Source organism: Cupriavidus sp. H18C1, assembly GCF_049311595.1.
In the GTDB taxonomy this organism is placed as follows: Bacteria; Pseudomonadota; Gammaproteobacteria; order Burkholderiales; family Burkholderiaceae; genus Cupriavidus; species Cupriavidus cauae.
The window spans coordinates 1,243,689-1,257,665 of the sequence record NZ_CP186008.1; the positions used below are offsets into that span (position 1 = coordinate 1,243,689).

Annotated in this window: 15 protein-coding genes; 1 reads left to right on the top strand and 14 read right to left on the bottom strand. The window is 64.6% G+C overall.

Annotation, left to right across the window (positions count from 1 at the left end):
- Window positions 1-41 precede the first annotated feature (41 nt).
- The 7 genes from OJJOAM_RS05935 to rfbB all read right to left on the bottom strand — a co-directional run bounded on the left by OJJOAM_RS05935 (window position 42) and on the right by rfbB (window position 6,837).
- Complete coding sequence (locus OJJOAM_RS05935) at window positions 42-1,484, bottom strand: ABC transporter ATP-binding protein (RefSeq protein ID WP_422649194.1); 1,443 nt, start codon at window positions 1,482-1,484, stop codon at window positions 42-44.
- Window positions 1,474-2,304 (bottom strand): ABC transporter permease, encoded by an 831-nt coding sequence (locus OJJOAM_RS05940; RefSeq protein ID WP_422649195.1) that lies wholly within the window; start codon window positions 2,302-2,304, stop codon window positions 1,474-1,476. The genes OJJOAM_RS05935 and OJJOAM_RS05940 overlap by 11 nt, the downstream gene beginning before the upstream one ends.
- Before the next feature lie 157 nt (window positions 2,305-2,461).
- Window positions 2,462-3,421: an NAD-dependent epimerase/dehydratase family protein gene (locus tag OJJOAM_RS05945; protein ID WP_422649196.1), complete on the bottom strand. Its 960-nt coding sequence runs from the start codon at window positions 3,419-3,421 to the stop codon at window positions 2,462-2,464.
- Window positions 3,418-3,969: a dTDP-4-dehydrorhamnose 3,5-epimerase gene (gene rfbC / locus OJJOAM_RS05950; RefSeq protein ID WP_422649197.1), complete on the bottom strand. Its 552-nt coding sequence runs from the start codon at window positions 3,967-3,969 to the stop codon at window positions 3,418-3,420. Before rfbC ends, OJJOAM_RS05945 begins: the two co-directional genes overlap by 4 nt.
- Before the next feature lie 7 nt (window positions 3,970-3,976).
- On the bottom strand, window positions 3,977-4,855 hold the full coding sequence (gene rfbA, locus OJJOAM_RS05955) for a glucose-1-phosphate thymidylyltransferase RfbA (protein WP_422649198.1): 879 nt from the start codon (window positions 4,853-4,855) through the stop codon (window positions 3,977-3,979).
- 7 nt (window positions 4,856-4,862) lie between these two features.
- On the bottom strand, window positions 4,863-5,783 hold the full coding sequence (gene rfbD, locus OJJOAM_RS05960) for a dTDP-4-dehydrorhamnose reductase (RefSeq protein WP_422649199.1): 921 nt from the start codon (window positions 5,781-5,783) through the stop codon (window positions 4,863-4,865).
- Window positions 5,773-6,837 (bottom strand): dTDP-glucose 4,6-dehydratase, encoded by a 1,065-nt coding sequence (gene rfbB / locus OJJOAM_RS05965; RefSeq protein WP_422649200.1) that lies wholly within the window; start codon window positions 6,835-6,837, stop codon window positions 5,773-5,775. Before rfbB ends, rfbD begins: the two co-directional genes overlap by 11 nt.
- Before the next feature lie 252 nt (window positions 6,838-7,089).
- On the opposite strand from rfbB, the gene OJJOAM_RS05970 reads away from it, so the two are divergent.
- A complete protein-coding gene (locus OJJOAM_RS05970; RefSeq protein ID WP_422649201.1) occupies window positions 7,090-7,923 on the top strand; it encodes a symmetrical bis(5'-nucleosyl)-tetraphosphatase in 834 nt (277 codons plus the stop codon).
- A 48-nt stretch (window positions 7,924-7,971) separates the two neighbouring features.
- Here OJJOAM_RS05970 and OJJOAM_RS05975 read toward each other — a convergent pair whose 3' ends face one another.
- From OJJOAM_RS05975 to OJJOAM_RS06005, 7 genes are all read right to left on the bottom strand, one after another.
- On the bottom strand, window positions 7,972-8,808 hold the full coding sequence (locus OJJOAM_RS05975; protein ID WP_422649512.1) for a lysophospholipid acyltransferase family protein: 837 nt from the start codon (window positions 8,806-8,808) through the stop codon (window positions 7,972-7,974).
- Window positions 8,809-8,944: 136 nt separating this feature from the next.
- The gene (locus OJJOAM_RS05980; protein ID WP_422649202.1) at window positions 8,945-10,255 is read right to left on the bottom strand and encodes a dihydroorotase; all 1,311 of its coding nucleotides are present in this window, start codon (window positions 10,253-10,255) and stop codon (window positions 8,945-8,947) included.
- A 108-nt stretch (window positions 10,256-10,363) separates the two neighbouring features.
- Entirely contained in the window at window positions 10,364-11,335 is a 972-nt protein-coding gene (locus OJJOAM_RS05985; protein WP_422649203.1) for an aspartate carbamoyltransferase catalytic subunit, read from the bottom strand.
- Between the two features lie 121 nt (window positions 11,336-11,456).
- Window positions 11,457-12,032 (bottom strand): bifunctional pyr operon transcriptional regulator/uracil phosphoribosyltransferase PyrR, encoded by a 576-nt coding sequence (pyrR, locus tag OJJOAM_RS05990; RefSeq protein WP_422649204.1) that lies wholly within the window; start codon window positions 12,030-12,032, stop codon window positions 11,457-11,459.
- Entirely contained in the window at window positions 12,029-12,496 is a 468-nt protein-coding gene (gene ruvX / locus OJJOAM_RS05995; RefSeq protein WP_422649205.1) for a Holliday junction resolvase RuvX, read from the bottom strand. The genes pyrR and ruvX overlap by 4 nt, the downstream gene beginning before the upstream one ends.
- The gene (locus OJJOAM_RS06000; RefSeq protein ID WP_006575892.1) at window positions 12,489-13,061 is read right to left on the bottom strand and encodes a YqgE/AlgH family protein; all 573 of its coding nucleotides are present in this window, start codon (window positions 13,059-13,061) and stop codon (window positions 12,489-12,491) included. Before OJJOAM_RS06000 ends, ruvX begins: the two co-directional genes overlap by 8 nt.
- A gap of 134 nt (window positions 13,062-13,195) precedes the next feature.
- A complete protein-coding gene (locus tag OJJOAM_RS06005; protein ID WP_422649206.1) occupies window positions 13,196-13,936 on the bottom strand; it encodes a 16S rRNA pseudouridine(516) synthase in 741 nt (246 codons plus the stop codon).
- Between the last annotated feature and the right edge of the window lie 41 nt (window positions 13,937-13,977).

Sequence of the window (13,977 nt, forward strand, 5' to 3'; positions counted from 1 at the left end):
ATTGGTTGGCTACGGCCATGGGGCTTGGCGATGGCTGCGAGTCAAAACGTGGCCCGCATGCCAAGATCCACGATGCCACCGAAAAAATTCTCGTCCCGCTTGACCAGTACCTGGAAGAAGGCGGCTTCGTCCACCCAGTGCAGTTGCCGTTGCGACATGTAGTCGGGCGTTGCCTCGTAGGTGATCGTGCTCTGGACCTCGTAGAGGTTGGATCCCAACGCGCATGGAAACTCCAGTTCGACCGCCACGCGCTCGTTGGCCCGGAAGCGCCGCTCCCAGAAAACCTCGCCCTGCTGCAACCCGGCCAGCACGCGCATGTCCTGATTGAGCGTGCCCCAGGAATAGATCTTGATCCCTTCCTTGTTGCGGATGCGGACGCCGACATTGAGGTGTTCAAGCGGTTGCGTCGTTTCGAAGACGATGCGGATTCGGGCCTTCTCGCCGGGATGGAAAACGGTGCACGGCTCGCCTTGTGTATCGAGCACCTCGGTGCTGACTACGGTCGCACCACCATCGCCGAACTCGAGTCGGCCCAACATGCTGGTGGGTGTGCCCTGCGCCGCCGCGTGGGCCGAAGCGCCTGCGTCGCCAGCGGGGGCTTCATCAACGTCCTCGTGTTCGCCGGCCAGCGCCAATGCAGGCGCGGGAGCAGATACCAGCGCCTGCGATGTCGCACGCTGCTTCAATTCATTGGCAATCTTGCTGTAGTACTCCGACTCCCGCGCATGCAGCAGCTTGCGGTACTCGAGCACCACTTCGGACGAATTGCCAATCGCTGTCATCCGCCCCGAGTTCAACAAGACCGCACGATTGGTCAGCGTCCGCACGGTCTCCTGGTCGTGAGACACGAACAGCAGCGTCACGCCATCGTTGAGCAAACGTTCGATCTGCTGATAGCAGCGCTTTTGAAACAGCGCGTCTCCGACCGCCAGTGCTTCGTCGACGATCAGGATATCGGGCGACAGCTGAACCTGCACCGCAAAGGCCAGCCGCACCAGCATGCCGCTCGAATAGGTGCGTACAGGCTGATCGATATGCTCGCCGATATCCGCGAATGCCGCGATGGAATCGAAGCGGCGCAGAATCTCGTCGTTGGAGAACCCGAGCACCGCACCATTCAGCATCACGTTCTCACGGCCGGTGAAATCGGGATTGAAACCCGACCCCAGCTCGAGCAACGCCGCAATACGACCCTGCGTGCGGACTTCGCCGGTAGTCGGCGATAGCGTTCCTGTAATGATCTGCAGCAAGGTGCTTTTGCCGCTGCCGTTGCTGCCGATAATGCTGACCGCCTCGCCTTTGCGCACGTCGAAAGAGATGTCGCGCAGCGCCCAGAATTCGCGGAAGTAGGGCCCTGCGTTGGCTCCGACCATCGACGCAAGGCGCGGCATCACGAATTGCTTCAATCGATCACGCGGAGTGTCATACAGCTCGTAACGCTTGCTGACGCCAGCAACGGAAATGGCGAGTTCATTAGAGGACATCAGCGAACCCCCGGCGAGTCTTCTGGAACCACCAATATCCGATCCATGCAACAACGGCGCTGCCTAGCGTATATGCGGCGAGCAAGAGCCAGTCCGGCCAATGGCCGAACACGACGGCGGCTCTGGCCTGCTCGATGATGAACGTCAACGGATTCAACAACAGCACCTTTCGATATCCCTCGGGCAGCGCATGGACCGAATAGAACACCGGCGACAGAAACATGATTACGGTGGTGGCGATGCCCACGGTCTGGGCCACATCGCGTACATAGACGCCAAGCGATGAGAAGATCCATCCCAGCCCAAGCGAGAACAGCAGTAGCGGCACCATGATCAACGGCAGGGCCAATGCCGAAATTGGAATGCTGCCCTGCGTGATGGCGAGCGCTGCCATCAGAACCATCACCCCGATCAGCGTGTGAAACAGCGCGGCACCGACGGCGACGACCGGAAGCACCTCCAGCGGAAAGATGACCTTCTTCACATAATTCGTGTTCGACGTGATCAGCGTGGGCGCGCGATTCAGCGTTTCGGCGAACAAGCCGAAGATATTCATGCCGACAAACAGCACAATGGCGAACTGCGTCTTGGTTTCCTCCGTGCCGACTCCCCAGCGCGCCTTGAACACCACGCTGAAGACAAAGGTGTAGACCGCCAGCATCAATATCGGATTGAAGAACGACCAGGTCAGTCCCATGATCGAGCCACGATAACGGCCGAGAATTTCGCGGCGCGTCATTTGGTTGATCAATCCTCGATTCCGCCATACGGAGCCGACGGCCGCCCATGGCGAGACGGAAAGCTGTTGGTGTGGATTCATACCTTCTGCAATTACCTCGTTCGTTCGCGCCTGCCGTTCACCGCGACACGTCCTTGCGGTGTAGCCGTGTCGTTGACGGGAATTACCGCGGAATGGACGCGCGCACCAGGATGCCGTCACAGCGTAAAGGGCTCACCGCGGGGCAAGCTTCGACCATCTATCGGTGGTCCGCCCCGCCGTAAGTTCCAAATATCCAATCCCAGGTCTCGGCGATACCGGTCTGAAGATCGATGGCGGCACGGAAGCCGCATTGCTCGGCCAGTCGCGTGGGATCGAGCACGTTGTACGCGACATCGACACCGCGCGGTTGCGCATACTGCAGGTCGATTTCGACGCCTTTGGCAGCCATCGCGGGCCGGATGAAATCGTTGATCAACGCATTGATCGACGTCCCCAGGCCAGTTCCGATGTTGTAGGTCTCGCCTCCTCGCCCCGCCTGAATCGCAGCCAGGATGCCGCGTGCGATATCGTCAACATGGATATAGTCGCGCACCGCGCTGCCATCGCCATAGATCGTGACGGACTTGCCTTGCAGTGCCGACGCCATCACGGTCGGGATCAGCCCTTGCCCTTTGAATGGGTGCTGACCGGGACCGTAGGCATTGCCGGGGCGCACCACAATGGCTTGTAAGCCGCGCTGTGCGGCATACAGCCCCAGCACCTGCTCGATCATGCTTTTGGATGTGCCGTAGACCGAAATCGGCCGCAGCGCAGTCCGTTCGACGATGGGCGTGCGCTCTTCCGGTTCCCCGTATACGGTGCCTCCGGAAGAAACAAAAATGAGCCGCAGACGCTTGTCGGCAACACACCGATCGAACAACCGCACCGTCGGGGCAACGTTGCGCTCCATCTCCTGCACCATGCTCGAATCCAGCCCGAGCAGCATGGCACGATGCACCAGATGTACGACAACATTCACGCCGTCGAGCATGCGCTCCAGATCGGCAGAATCATCGAAGTCACCGACGACGTATTCGATGCAGCCGTCCGCTGTATCTGCATCGGCGGCGGGTTGTACCACGTCAGCGATACGAACCGACAGTCCGGCCGCCACGCACTGCCGTGCCAGGCGTGCTCCGATGAAACCGCCACCACCAATCAGCAGAACCTTGGTCATGCGAAGTACTCGGCCTCGGCAAACGAGCCTGCAACGCGATCCTTGTTTGCCAGGATTGGATCGCCCTTCACCGGCCAATCAATCCCAAGGTCTGCATCGTTCCAGCGAATGCTGCGCTCGCTTTCGGGCGCGTAATAGTCGGTGGTCTTGTACAGGACTTCTGCCATATCGGAGGTCACGAGGAAACCGTGGGCGAAGCCCTCTGGCACCCACAATTGGCGCTTGTTCTCGGCAGAAAGCCGGACACCCGCCCATTTGCCGAAGGTCGGCGAACTCTTGCGCAGGTCCACCGCGACATCAAAGATCTCGCCAACAACAACTCGCACCAGCTTTCCCTGCGGCTGGCCAATCTGATAGTGCAAGCCACGCAGCACGTTGCGCACCGAACGCGAGTGGTTATCCTGCACGAACGCCGAGCGGATACTGGTGGCTTCCGCGAAAGCCTTCGCATTGAAGCTCTCGTAGAAGAAGCCGCGCTCGTCACCGAACACCTTGGGTTCGACAATCAGCACCTCAGGCAGGGCTGTCGGCGTAATAGTCAGATTCATGGTGGGATCAGCGAACGTTTTCAGAAATGATCTGGCGCAGATACCGCCCGTAGCCATTCTTGGCGAGCGGCTCGGCCAGTCGTTCGATCTGCTCGGCAGTGATCCACTTGCTCCGATAAGCGATTTCTTCCGGGCATGCGACCATCAAACCCTGCCGGTTTTGCAGCGTCGCAATGAAGCTGGCCGCCTCGAGCAACGAATCATGGGTACCGGTATCCAGCCACGCGTAGCCGCGCCCCATGATCTCGACGTTGAGCTGCGCCAGTTCGAGATAGCGCTTGTTGACGTCCGTGATCTCCAACTCGCCGCGCGCGGAGGGCTTGATCTCCTTCGCGATGTCGCAGACCTGGTTGTCGTAGAAGTACAGGCCCGTCACGGCATAGTTCGAACGCGGTTTGGCAGGCTTTTCCTCCAGCGACACCGCGCGGCAGTCGTCGTCGAACTCCACCACGCCATAGCGCTCGGGATCGTGCACGTGATAGGCGAATACCGTTGCGCCTTCGGTAGCGGCTGAGGCGCGATGCAACTGAGCGACCAGGTCGTGACCGTGGAAGATGTTGTCGCCCAGGATCAGTGTCGACGGATCATTGCCGACAAAGTCGCGACCGATGATAAAGGCTTGCGCCAGGCCGTCCGGCGAAGGCTGTACCGCGTACTGGAGGTTGATGCCCCAACTCGCTCCGTCGCCAAGCATTTCGACGAAGCGCGGCGTGTCTTCCGGCGTCGAAATAATCAGGATGTCGCGGATCCCCGCCAGCATCAGCGTGGATAGCGGGTAGTAGATCATCGGCTTGTCGTAGACAGGCAGCAGCTGCTTCGACACGGAGCGCGTGATCGGATAGAGGCGTGTGCCGGAACCCCCGGCCAGGATGATGCCTTTGCGCATATTCGGTTCAATGCAGGAGTTGGTCGAGCATATGGTGGACCTCGCTCTTCCAATCCGGGAGAAAAACGCCGAAGCACTGCCGCAATTTGCTGGTATCCAGCATCGAATTGCGTGGACGCGGCGCCGGCAGGGGATATTCGGCCGTGGAGATGGCTTCGATGGCGTCGACGCCGGCCTTCAGCATTGCGCCTCGACTGGCGGCGTACCGCACGACTTCGCTCGCATAGGAGTGCCAGGTTGCCTCGCCAGAGGCTGCCAGATGGAATACGCCCGTCATCGCCGCACCAACGTCGGCGTTCGAGAATCGGCGACGTGCAATGGCATGCGCCGTGACATCGGCAATCAAGGAGGCCGTCGTCGGCGCACCGTGCTGGTCGGCCACCACACGCAGACTGGTGCGCTCACGCGCCAACCGCAGCATGGTCTTGGCGAAATTACCGCCATGGACGCCGGCCACCCAACAGGTGCGAAAAATCAGTGCGTCGCCACCGACAGCCAGAATGGCTTGTTCACCCGCCAGCTTGCTCTGCCCATAGACGGACTGTGGATTGGGTGCATCCGTCTCGACATACGGTGCCGCCTTCGCGCCATCGAACACATAGTCGGTCGAGTAATGCACCAGCAAGCTGCCCAATGCTTTCGCTTCCTCGGCCAGGACGCCCGGCGCTGTGCCGTTGATCGCATGGGCGAGTTCAGCTTCCGATTCAGCTTTGTCCACGGCGGTGTATGCCGCGGCATTGACGACTACATCGGGCCGCACTTCACGCAGGACGCGCCGGATCTCGTCGGGACGTGCGAGGTTGCACGCGGTGCGGTCAAGCGCTACGACAGGACCGAGCGGGCTCAAGCTACGCCGCAGCTCGAACCCGACCTGTCCATTGCTGCCAAGGACAAGAAGCGTGGGCGCATTCGCCGCGCTATGCCGCATACTGCTTCGCCACCCAATTCCGATATTCACCGGACATCACATCCTGCACCCAGGCCAGATTGTCCAGATACCACTGCACCGTCTTGCGCAGGCCGGTCTCGAAGGTTTCCGCCGGCTTCCAGCCGAGCTCGCGCTCCAGCTTGCGGGCGTCGATGGCATAGCGCCGGTCGTGTCCGGGCCGGTCCTTCACGAAGGTGATCTGGTCCCGATAGGAGCCCGAGGCCTTCGGCTTCAGTTCGTCGAGCAGGTCGCACAGCGTGTGCACCACGTCCAGATTGGTCTTCTCGTTCCAGCCGCCGACGTTGTACGTTTCGCCGAGCCGGCCGCGCGCGAGCACTTCGCGGATCGCGGAGCAGTGGTCGCCCACATACAGCCAATCGCGCACGTTCAGGCCATCGCCGTAGACGGGCAGCGGCTTGCCGCCGAGCGCGTTGGCGATCATCAGCGGGATCAGCTTTTCCGGGAAGTGATACGGCCCGTAGTTGTTCGAGCAGTTGGTCGTCAGGACCGGCAGGCCGTAGGTGTGGTGGTAAGCGCGGACCAGGTGGTCGGAGCCGGCCTTCGACGCGGAGTACGGGCTGTTGGGCGCGTAGGCCGTGGTCTCGGAGAACGGCGGATCGTTCGGACCGAGCGAGCCGAACACCTCGTCGGTCGACACGTGCAGGAAACGGAAGGCGGCCTTGCGGGCGTCGTCGAGGCCGCTCCAGTAGGCACGCACGGCCTCGAGCAGCGTGAAGGTGCCGACGATATTGGTCTGGATGAATTCCCCGGGGCCATGGATCGAGCGGTCGACGTGGCTTTCGGCGGCGAAGTGCAGGACCGCGCGGGGCTGATACTCGGCGAGCAGCCGGTCCAGCGCGGCGCGATCGCAGATGTCGGTGCGAGAGAAAACGTGACGCGGGTCGCCGTCGAGCGACGCGAGCGTCTTCAGGTTGCCGGCGTACGTGAGCTTGTCGACATTGACGACGCTGTCGGCGTCGGCATTGTCAAGCCAGTTCAAGACGAAATTGGCGCCAATGAAACCAGCGCCGCCAGTCACGAGGATGTGCGGCAAACCCCTTTCTCCCTAACTATCGATATGTTTCGAAAACGGGACAATAGCCCGGCGCCCGCCTCGATCCGTTTGGGGGACGGCAGGATCATCAGTGTTCTCAGAAGTGGCGGTATTCTATCCGAGCGCCCCCCGGGGATTACCCGGGCCAGTCATCTTTTTGTAGCCTGTTGTAACGGCTCACGCCCCCCCCTCTTTACAATCGACAAAAAGCCGCCTCCGGCTCTCTTTTTTACCTCTATGCCCCATTCCTCGGTGCCAGCGCCCTACCCCTACGCCGTCGGCGACCTGCAAGGTTGCGACCCTTCCCTGGAACAACTTGTCACCAAAATCCCCGACGATGCGCCACTTCGCTTCGTCGGGGATCTGGTAAACCGCGGGCCGGCTTCGCTGGCGACACTGCGCCGGGTGCGGGCGATGGGCGAGCGGGCCGAGTCGGTGCTGGGCAACCACGATATCCATCTATTAGCGGTCGCCGCGGGCGTGCGCAATCCGGGTTCGTCTGACACGCTCGACGACATCCTGCAGGCGCCGGACCGCGAGGAACTGCTGCAGTGGCTGCGCCATCGACCGCTGGCGCTGCATCAGGACGGTTTCCTGCTGATCCATGCCGGGGTGCTGCCGCAATGGACGGTGGAGCAAACGCTGGAACTGGCCGGCGAAGTCGAGCGCGAATTGCGGGGACCGGGCTGGAAAGCATTTCTCGCGGATATCTTTGGCAATGCGGCGAACCGCTGGCACGAGGGGCTGCGTGGCATCGAGCGGCACCGGGTCGTGATCAACGCCCTGACCCGGTTGCGCTTCTGTACCGTTGACGGAGTGATGGACCTCAAGACCAAGGAGGGCCTGGGCAAGGCGCCCGACGGCCTCCTGCCGTGGTTCGATGTGCCGGCACGCCGCACCCGGGACACCACGATCGTTTGCGGCCACTGGTCGACGCTGGGGCTGGTGATGCGGCCCGACCTGATGGCGCTCGATACCGGCTGCGTCTGGGGCGGCCAGCTGACCGCCGCCCGCATGGCGCCCGAACCGGCGGACCGCGAGGTCATCCAGGTCGATTGCCCCCAATATTGTGATCCTTTAGGCTAATATTGTCATCCCCTTGCCGGGAATGGCGGTGCGCTGGCGCACCGACGATCAGGCCGGATTGCCGGCTGCCGTGGTTTGCGCCGGCGTGCCCGACGGCTCGCCGGCCGGCGACACCGCTTCACCCTTCAGCTCAACCTCCAGTTCGCCTTCGCCCTCCAGCTGCCGGCACAGCGCAAGCACCGCTTCGCGCGATTGCTCGGCCAAGGCACGCCGCTCGCACTCGCCCGCCTGAAGAGGCGGGCCGAATGCGACCTGCGCCGTGATCGGCGGCGCCTGCAGGATCGCGTCGAGGGTCTGCAGCAACGTGAGGTCGCCGATATAGGCCGGCGCCACCGTGCGTTCGCCGGTGGCGGCGTCGCAATAGCGCAGCGCCACCGGCAACACCGGTAGGCCCGCGGAGATCGGCGCCTGCATCAGGTTGGCGTGGAAGGGCAGCACGTCGGTGCCGTCGGTGGTCGTGCCTTCCGGGAACACGCAGACGCGGTCGCCCTGCAGCATGCAGTCGGTGATGTCGTGCAGCACCCGATGCGCATCGCGTTTGCGGCCGCGTTCGATGAACAGCGTGCCGGTCTGCGCGCACAGCCAGCCGATCAGCGGCCAGTCGCGGATCTCGGACTTGGCGACGAAACGGGCCGGCTCCCAGCTGTGCATCACGAAGATATCGAGCCAGGAGATATGGTTGGCGACGACCATGGCGCCGCGCCCGGTCTCCGGCACCGGCCCGATCAGCTCGATGTCGACGCCGCAGATGCGCAGCAGCCGGCGCGACCAGCGGCGGATATGCCATTGGCGCGATGCCTTGCCCAGCCACGGGAACAGGACCGCGCAGGTCAGCAGGCCGCGCAGCAGGTGCAGGCAGAGGGCGAGCTTGCGCAGGGCGATCATGCCGTGATGGGGAATGTCGGCGTCATGGGGTCGGTGGCGGTTTGCCAGCAACTGTTGCCCTCTCCTGCGGGCGCCCTCTCCCGCGCCATGCGGGCGAGGCGCGTCGGCAGGCGAAGGGCGTCGCGGCGCGGTGACGTCAACGGGCGGCCTGCGCCTCGCCGTTGCGCGACTGGCCGGCCAACTCGTACACCAGCTGGCCGCCGACCAGCGTGGCCGTGACGCGGCCGCGCATCTCGTAGCCCAGCCACGGCGAGTTCTTGCCCTGGCTCTTGAGCGTGCGGCGCTCGACCTTCCACACCGCCTCGGGGTCGAACAGGCAGACGTCGGCCGCGCCGCCGACCGTCAGGCGACCGGCCGGCAGGCCGATCACCCGCGCCGGCTCGCTGGTGATGCGGCCCAGCGCCTTGACCAGCGGCACCTTGTGCTCGTCGGCCCAGCGCAGCGTCAGCGGCAGCAGCAGTTCCAGGCCGGTCGCGCCCGGCGAGGCCTCGGCGAACGGCAGCAGCTTCTCGTCGTCGTCGACCGGCGTATGGTCGGAGCACAGCGCGTCGATGGTGCCGTCGGCCAGCGCGGCGACGATGGCGTCGCGATCGCGCCCGCTGCGCAGCGGCGGCGAAAACCGCATCTGCGAGTTGAAGTAGCCGATGTCCATGTCGGTCAGGCCGACATGGTGGATGTTGACGTCGCAGGTGACCGCCAGCCCTTCGCGCTTGGCCTGGCGCACCAGCTGCAGCCCGGCCGCCGACGATAGGCGGCACAGGTGGACGCGCGCGCCGGTGGAGCGCATCAGCTCGAAGATCGTATGCAGCCGCACGGTCTCGGCGATCACCGAGACGCCGGACAGGCCGAGCCGCGACGCCACCGCGCCGCTGGCCGCGACGCCGCCGCCGAGAAATGGGTCTTCCGGCCGCAGCCAGACGGTGAAGCCGAAGGTCTGCGCATACTGCAGCGAGCGCAGCAGCACCTGCGTGTTGCGGATCGGCGCCTCGGCCTGCGAGAAGCCGACGCAGCCGGCTTCCGTCAGCTGCGACATCTCGGTCAGCACCTCGCCCTTCAGGCCCAGCGTCAGCGCACCGAGCGGGTACACATGGGTCTGGTTCAGCGTGCGGGCGCGGTACTTCAGCATCTCGACCAGACCCGGCTCGTCGAGCACGGGGTCGGTATCGGGCGGGCACACCAGGCTGGTGACGCCGCCCGCGGTGGCCGCGGCCACTTCGGACTCGAGCGTGGCCTTGTATTCGTAGCCCGGCTCGCGCAGCCGCGCCGACAGGTCGACCAGGCCCGGGCAGACGATCAGCCCGCGGGCGTCGATGGTCTTGTTGGCCTGGAAATCGGCCGGCGCGTTGCCGATGCCGACGATCTTGCCGGCGGCCAGGAACAGGTCCTGCTGGGCATCGATATTGCCGGCCGGGTCGATCAGGCGGCCACCCTTGATGTGGATCTTCATATCGTGTCGCTTGCTATCGCTTGCCATTGCGGCTTGTCTTGGTGCTTGGCGGCGGTCCTCAGGCCAACGCCTGCCTGGTGGATCGCGCTTTTTGTCGTTTCAGTCGTTTCAGTCGTTGTTGCCGGCGACGATGCCCATCACCGCCATCCGCACCGCGATGCCGAAGGTGACCTGGTTCAGGATCACCGACTGCGGACCGTCGGCCACGGCCGAATCGATCTCGACGCCGCGGTTCATCGGCCCCGGGTGCATCACGATCGCATCGGGCTTGGCCAGCGCCAGCCGCTCCGGCGTCAGGCCGAACGCCTTGAAGTATTCCTGCGCCGACGGCAGCAGCGCGCCGCTCATGCGCTCGTTCTGCAGCCGCAGCATGATGATCACGTCGACGCCCTTGAGCCCCTCTTCCATGTTGTGGAAGACGCGTACGCCCATCTGCTCCAGCCCCGACGGCAGCAGGGTGCGCGGCCCGATCGCCCGAACCTCCGGCACGCCCAGCGTGGTCAGCGCGTGGATGTCCGAGCGCGCCACCCGCGAGTGCAGGATGTCGCCGACGATCGCCACGGTCAGCCTGGTGAAGTCCTGCTTGTAATGCCGGATCGTGTACATGTCCAGCAGGCCCTGCGTCGGGTGCGCATGGCGGCCATCGCCGGCGTTGATCACGTGCACGTGCGGCGCGACGTGCTCGGCGATCAGGTAGGGCGCGCCCGAGCTGGCATGCCTCACCACGAACATGTCGGCCGACATCGCCGACAGGTTGTTGATGGTGTCGAGCAGCGATTCGCCCTTGCTGGTCGACGACGCATTGATGTTCAGGTTCAGCACGTCCGCGGACAGCCGCTTGGCGGCGATCTCGAAGGTGGTGCGGGTGCGCGTCGAGTTCTCGAAGAACAGGTTGAACACGCTCTTGCCGCGCAGCAGCGGCACCTTCTTGACGTCGCGGTCGGAGTCCGACAGCGACACGAACTGGCTGGCGGTGTCGAGGATGTGCGTGATCATGTCGCGCGACAGCCCCTCGATGGACAGCAGATGCTTGAGCTCGCCGTTCCTGGTGAGCTGCGGGTTGCGGAACGTCTTGGTCATGGGTGAGGCGTGGGCGGGTGCGGTTTGGCTCGGTACGGGTGCGCGGGTGCTGGTACTTGTGCTGGTGCTTGCCCTGGCTCGGGCTTGTGTGCTCGTTCTCTACTGCGGTAATGCGTGCCGGTCAGCCGGCGGCGGAATCGTGGTTGCCGTTCAGCGTTTCGGTGGCGAAGGAAAAACGGATGCCGGCGCCCTCGCCTTCGCGCGACAGCACCAGGTTCGTGCCGCGCGGCAGCGTGATGCGCTCGCCGACGAAGTCCGCCGCGATAGGCAACTCGCGGCCGCCGCGATCGACCAGCGTGGCCAGCGCGACGCGCGCCGGCCGGCCGTAGTCGAACAGCTCGTTGACCGCGGCGCGGATGGTGCGGCCGGTGGCCAGCACATCGTCGATCAGCAGCACCTGGCTGTCCTGCACCGAAAACGGCAGCGTGCTTGGCTGCGCCTGGCTGTGCAGGCCCTTCTTCGCGTAATCGTCGCGGTGGAAGGCCACATTGATCACGCCGTGATGCGGCAGTTGCAGATCGGCAGCCAGCCGCTCGGCGATCCACGCGCCACCCGAATAGATGCCGGCGATCGACCAGGGCGCACCGCCTGAACCGGAGTCCGAGGCGGAGCCCGATGCCGCGGACAGCATCCCTTGCACGTGGTCGCGCAGCGCGCGGTAGAGCGCCTCGGCGTCGAGGGTGACGTTGGAAATCATAGCGGGAGTTGGTCGAAATACTGTTGCAGGATGATGCGGGCGGCTTCGTGATCGAGCGCCCCCGGCCTGGCGCCGGCCGACTGCGCCTCGAGCGAGCTGTAGCGCTCGTCGACCCAGGTCACCGGCAGGTTGAAGCGGCCGTTGAGCTGATTGCCGAAGCGCCGCGCCAGCTTGGTCGCCGGCTGTTCGCCGCCTTCCGGCGTCAGCGGCAGGCCCACCACCAGATGCACCGGCGCCCATTCGGCGATCAGCGCGGCGACGGCCTCGAAGCGCCCTTCGACGGTGATGTTCGGCAGGATGGTCAGCGGCCGCGCCTCGCGCGTGATGAAGTTGCCCAACGCCACGCCGATCTTGCGCTCGCCGTAGTCGAAACCCAATACGGTGCCGTCGGTTGGCACGGCGGACACGGGCGCACCTTGCGGCGCCGGCTTGTGGAGCGGCGTGGCCGCGTCCGCGCTAGGCATGCCCCGCCTCGCCGGAGAGCATGGTGATATCGATGCCCAAAAGGCGAATGGCGGCGGCGAAGCGTTCCTCGGGAGGGACGCTGAATACGATCTCGGGGTCGGCCTGCACGGTCAGCCAGCCGTTGCGGCTGAGTTCTTCCTCCAGCTGGCCTGCGCCCCAGCCCGCATAGCCCAGCGTCAGCAGGAAGCGATGCGGGCCGCTGCCGTTGGCGACGGCCTCGAGCACATCCTTGGAGGTGGTCATCTCCAGGCCGCCGGGCACGGTCAGCGACGAGACATAGACGCCGACCGGGTCGTGCAGCACGAAGCCGCGCTCGGTCTGCACCGGTCCGCCGAAATAGACGGGCTGCTGCGCGACGGGCTGGATTTCGAGCTTGAGATCGATCTTGTCGAACAGCGTGGCCATGTCGATGTCGATCGGCCGGTTGATCACCAGGCCGAGCGCGCCACGCTCGTTGTGTTCGCAGATGTAGACGACGGCGCCGGTAAAAGTCGGATCCGCCATGCCAGGCATGGCGATCAGGAATTGATTCGTCAGATTGATGGGGGCTGCGGACGTCGCCATGCGTTGCATTTTATCAAATCAGCGCCAATGTTCCGGAAAAGATTCCCTCCTCCGGGCCCGCGCAGGGATCTGGACGGTGCGCGCCGCCCCACAGCCGTTGCGCCGCAGCATCGCGGCCGCAGCCGCCCCCTGCCTCAGTCCTTGCGCGCCAGTTCAGCCAGATCGGCCGGCGTCAGCCAGCGCCATTCTCCGGGCGCCAGCGCCGGGTCCAGCGCCAGTCCGCCGATGCGGCTGCGGTGCAGTGCGGCGACATGGTTGCCGGCCGCGGCGACCATCCGCTTGACCTGATGATACTTGCCTTCGGCCAGCGTCAGCCGCAGCGCGCGTTCGCCGACGATCTCGCAGGCCAGCGCGGCAATCGGGGCCGGTTCGTCCTCCAATTGCACGCCTTCGCGCAGCGCCGCGGCCTGGGCCTCGGTGACCGGCTCCGCCGTCGCGACCTCGTAGACCTTGGGCACCTTGCGCTTGGGCGAGGTCTGCGCGTGGATGAACTGGCCGTCGTCGCTGAGCAGCAGCAGCCCGGTGGTGTCCTGGTCGAGCCGGCCGACCGCCTGCACGCCGCGCTCGCGCAGCGGCACCGGCAGCAGCGTGTAGACGCTGGGATGATGCAGCGGCCGCTGCGAGCACTCGTATCCGGTCGGCTTGTGCAGCATCAGATAGGCCTTGTCGTGGCAGACCCAGTCCTCGCCATCGACGGTCAGGCGCAGCCCTTCGAGCACGAATTCGGCGCGCGGGTCCTCGCACAGCTCGCCCTCGACCTCGACCATGCCGGCCGCCACCAGATCCCCGCAATAACGGCGCGTGCCGAAGCCCTGCGATTGCAGGATGCGGTCCAGCGGCGTGGTCTTGGGCGGTTTGGGGGTCTTCGAGTTCATCGGCGATCAGGGGGGTCGGGGGGAAAGCGGCGCGTTGCAGG

Coding starts and splice junctions, on each gene's coding strand:
- pyrR (WP_422649204.1), bottom strand. CDS start 12,032: ATGATTTCCAACGTCACCCTCGACGCCGAGGCGCTCTACCGCGCGCTG.
- OJJOAM_RS05940 (WP_422649195.1), bottom strand. CDS start 2,304: ATGAATCCACACCAACAGCTTTCCGTCTCGCCATGGGCGGCCGTCGGC.
- rfbC (WP_422649197.1), bottom strand. CDS start 3,969: ATGAATCTGACTATTACGCCGACAGCCCTGCCTGAGGTGCTGATTGTC.
- OJJOAM_RS05945 (WP_422649196.1), bottom strand. CDS start 3,421: ATGACCAAGGTTCTGCTGATTGGTGGTGGCGGTTTCATCGGAGCACGC.
- OJJOAM_RS05975 (WP_422649512.1), bottom strand. CDS start 8,808: ATGATCGCCCTGCGCAAGCTCGCCCTCTGCCTGCACCTGCTGCGCGGC.
- OJJOAM_RS05935 (WP_422649194.1), bottom strand. CDS start 1,484: ATGTCCTCTAATGAACTCGCCATTTCCGTTGCTGGCGTCAGCAAGCGT.
- ruvX (WP_422649205.1), bottom strand. CDS start 12,496: ATGCCTAGCGCGGACGCGGCCACGCCGCTCCACAAGCCGGCGCCGCAA.
- rfbD (WP_422649199.1), bottom strand. CDS start 5,783: ATGCGGCATAGCGCGGCGAATGCGCCCACGCTTCTTGTCCTTGGCAGC.
- OJJOAM_RS05980 (WP_422649202.1), bottom strand. CDS start 10,255: ATGAAGATCCACATCAAGGGTGGCCGCCTGATCGACCCGGCCGGCAAT.
- OJJOAM_RS06000 (WP_006575892.1), bottom strand. CDS start 13,061: ATGGCGACGTCCGCAGCCCCCATCAATCTGACGAATCAATTCCTGATC.
- OJJOAM_RS05985 (WP_422649203.1), bottom strand. CDS start 11,335: ATGACCAAGACGTTCCGCAACCCGCAGCTCACCAGGAACGGCGAGCTC.
- OJJOAM_RS06005 (WP_422649206.1), bottom strand. CDS start 13,936: ATGAACTCGAAGACCCCCAAACCGCCCAAGACCACGCCGCTGGACCGC.
- rfbA (WP_422649198.1), bottom strand. CDS start 4,855: ATGCGCAAAGGCATCATCCTGGCCGGGGGTTCCGGCACACGCCTCTAT.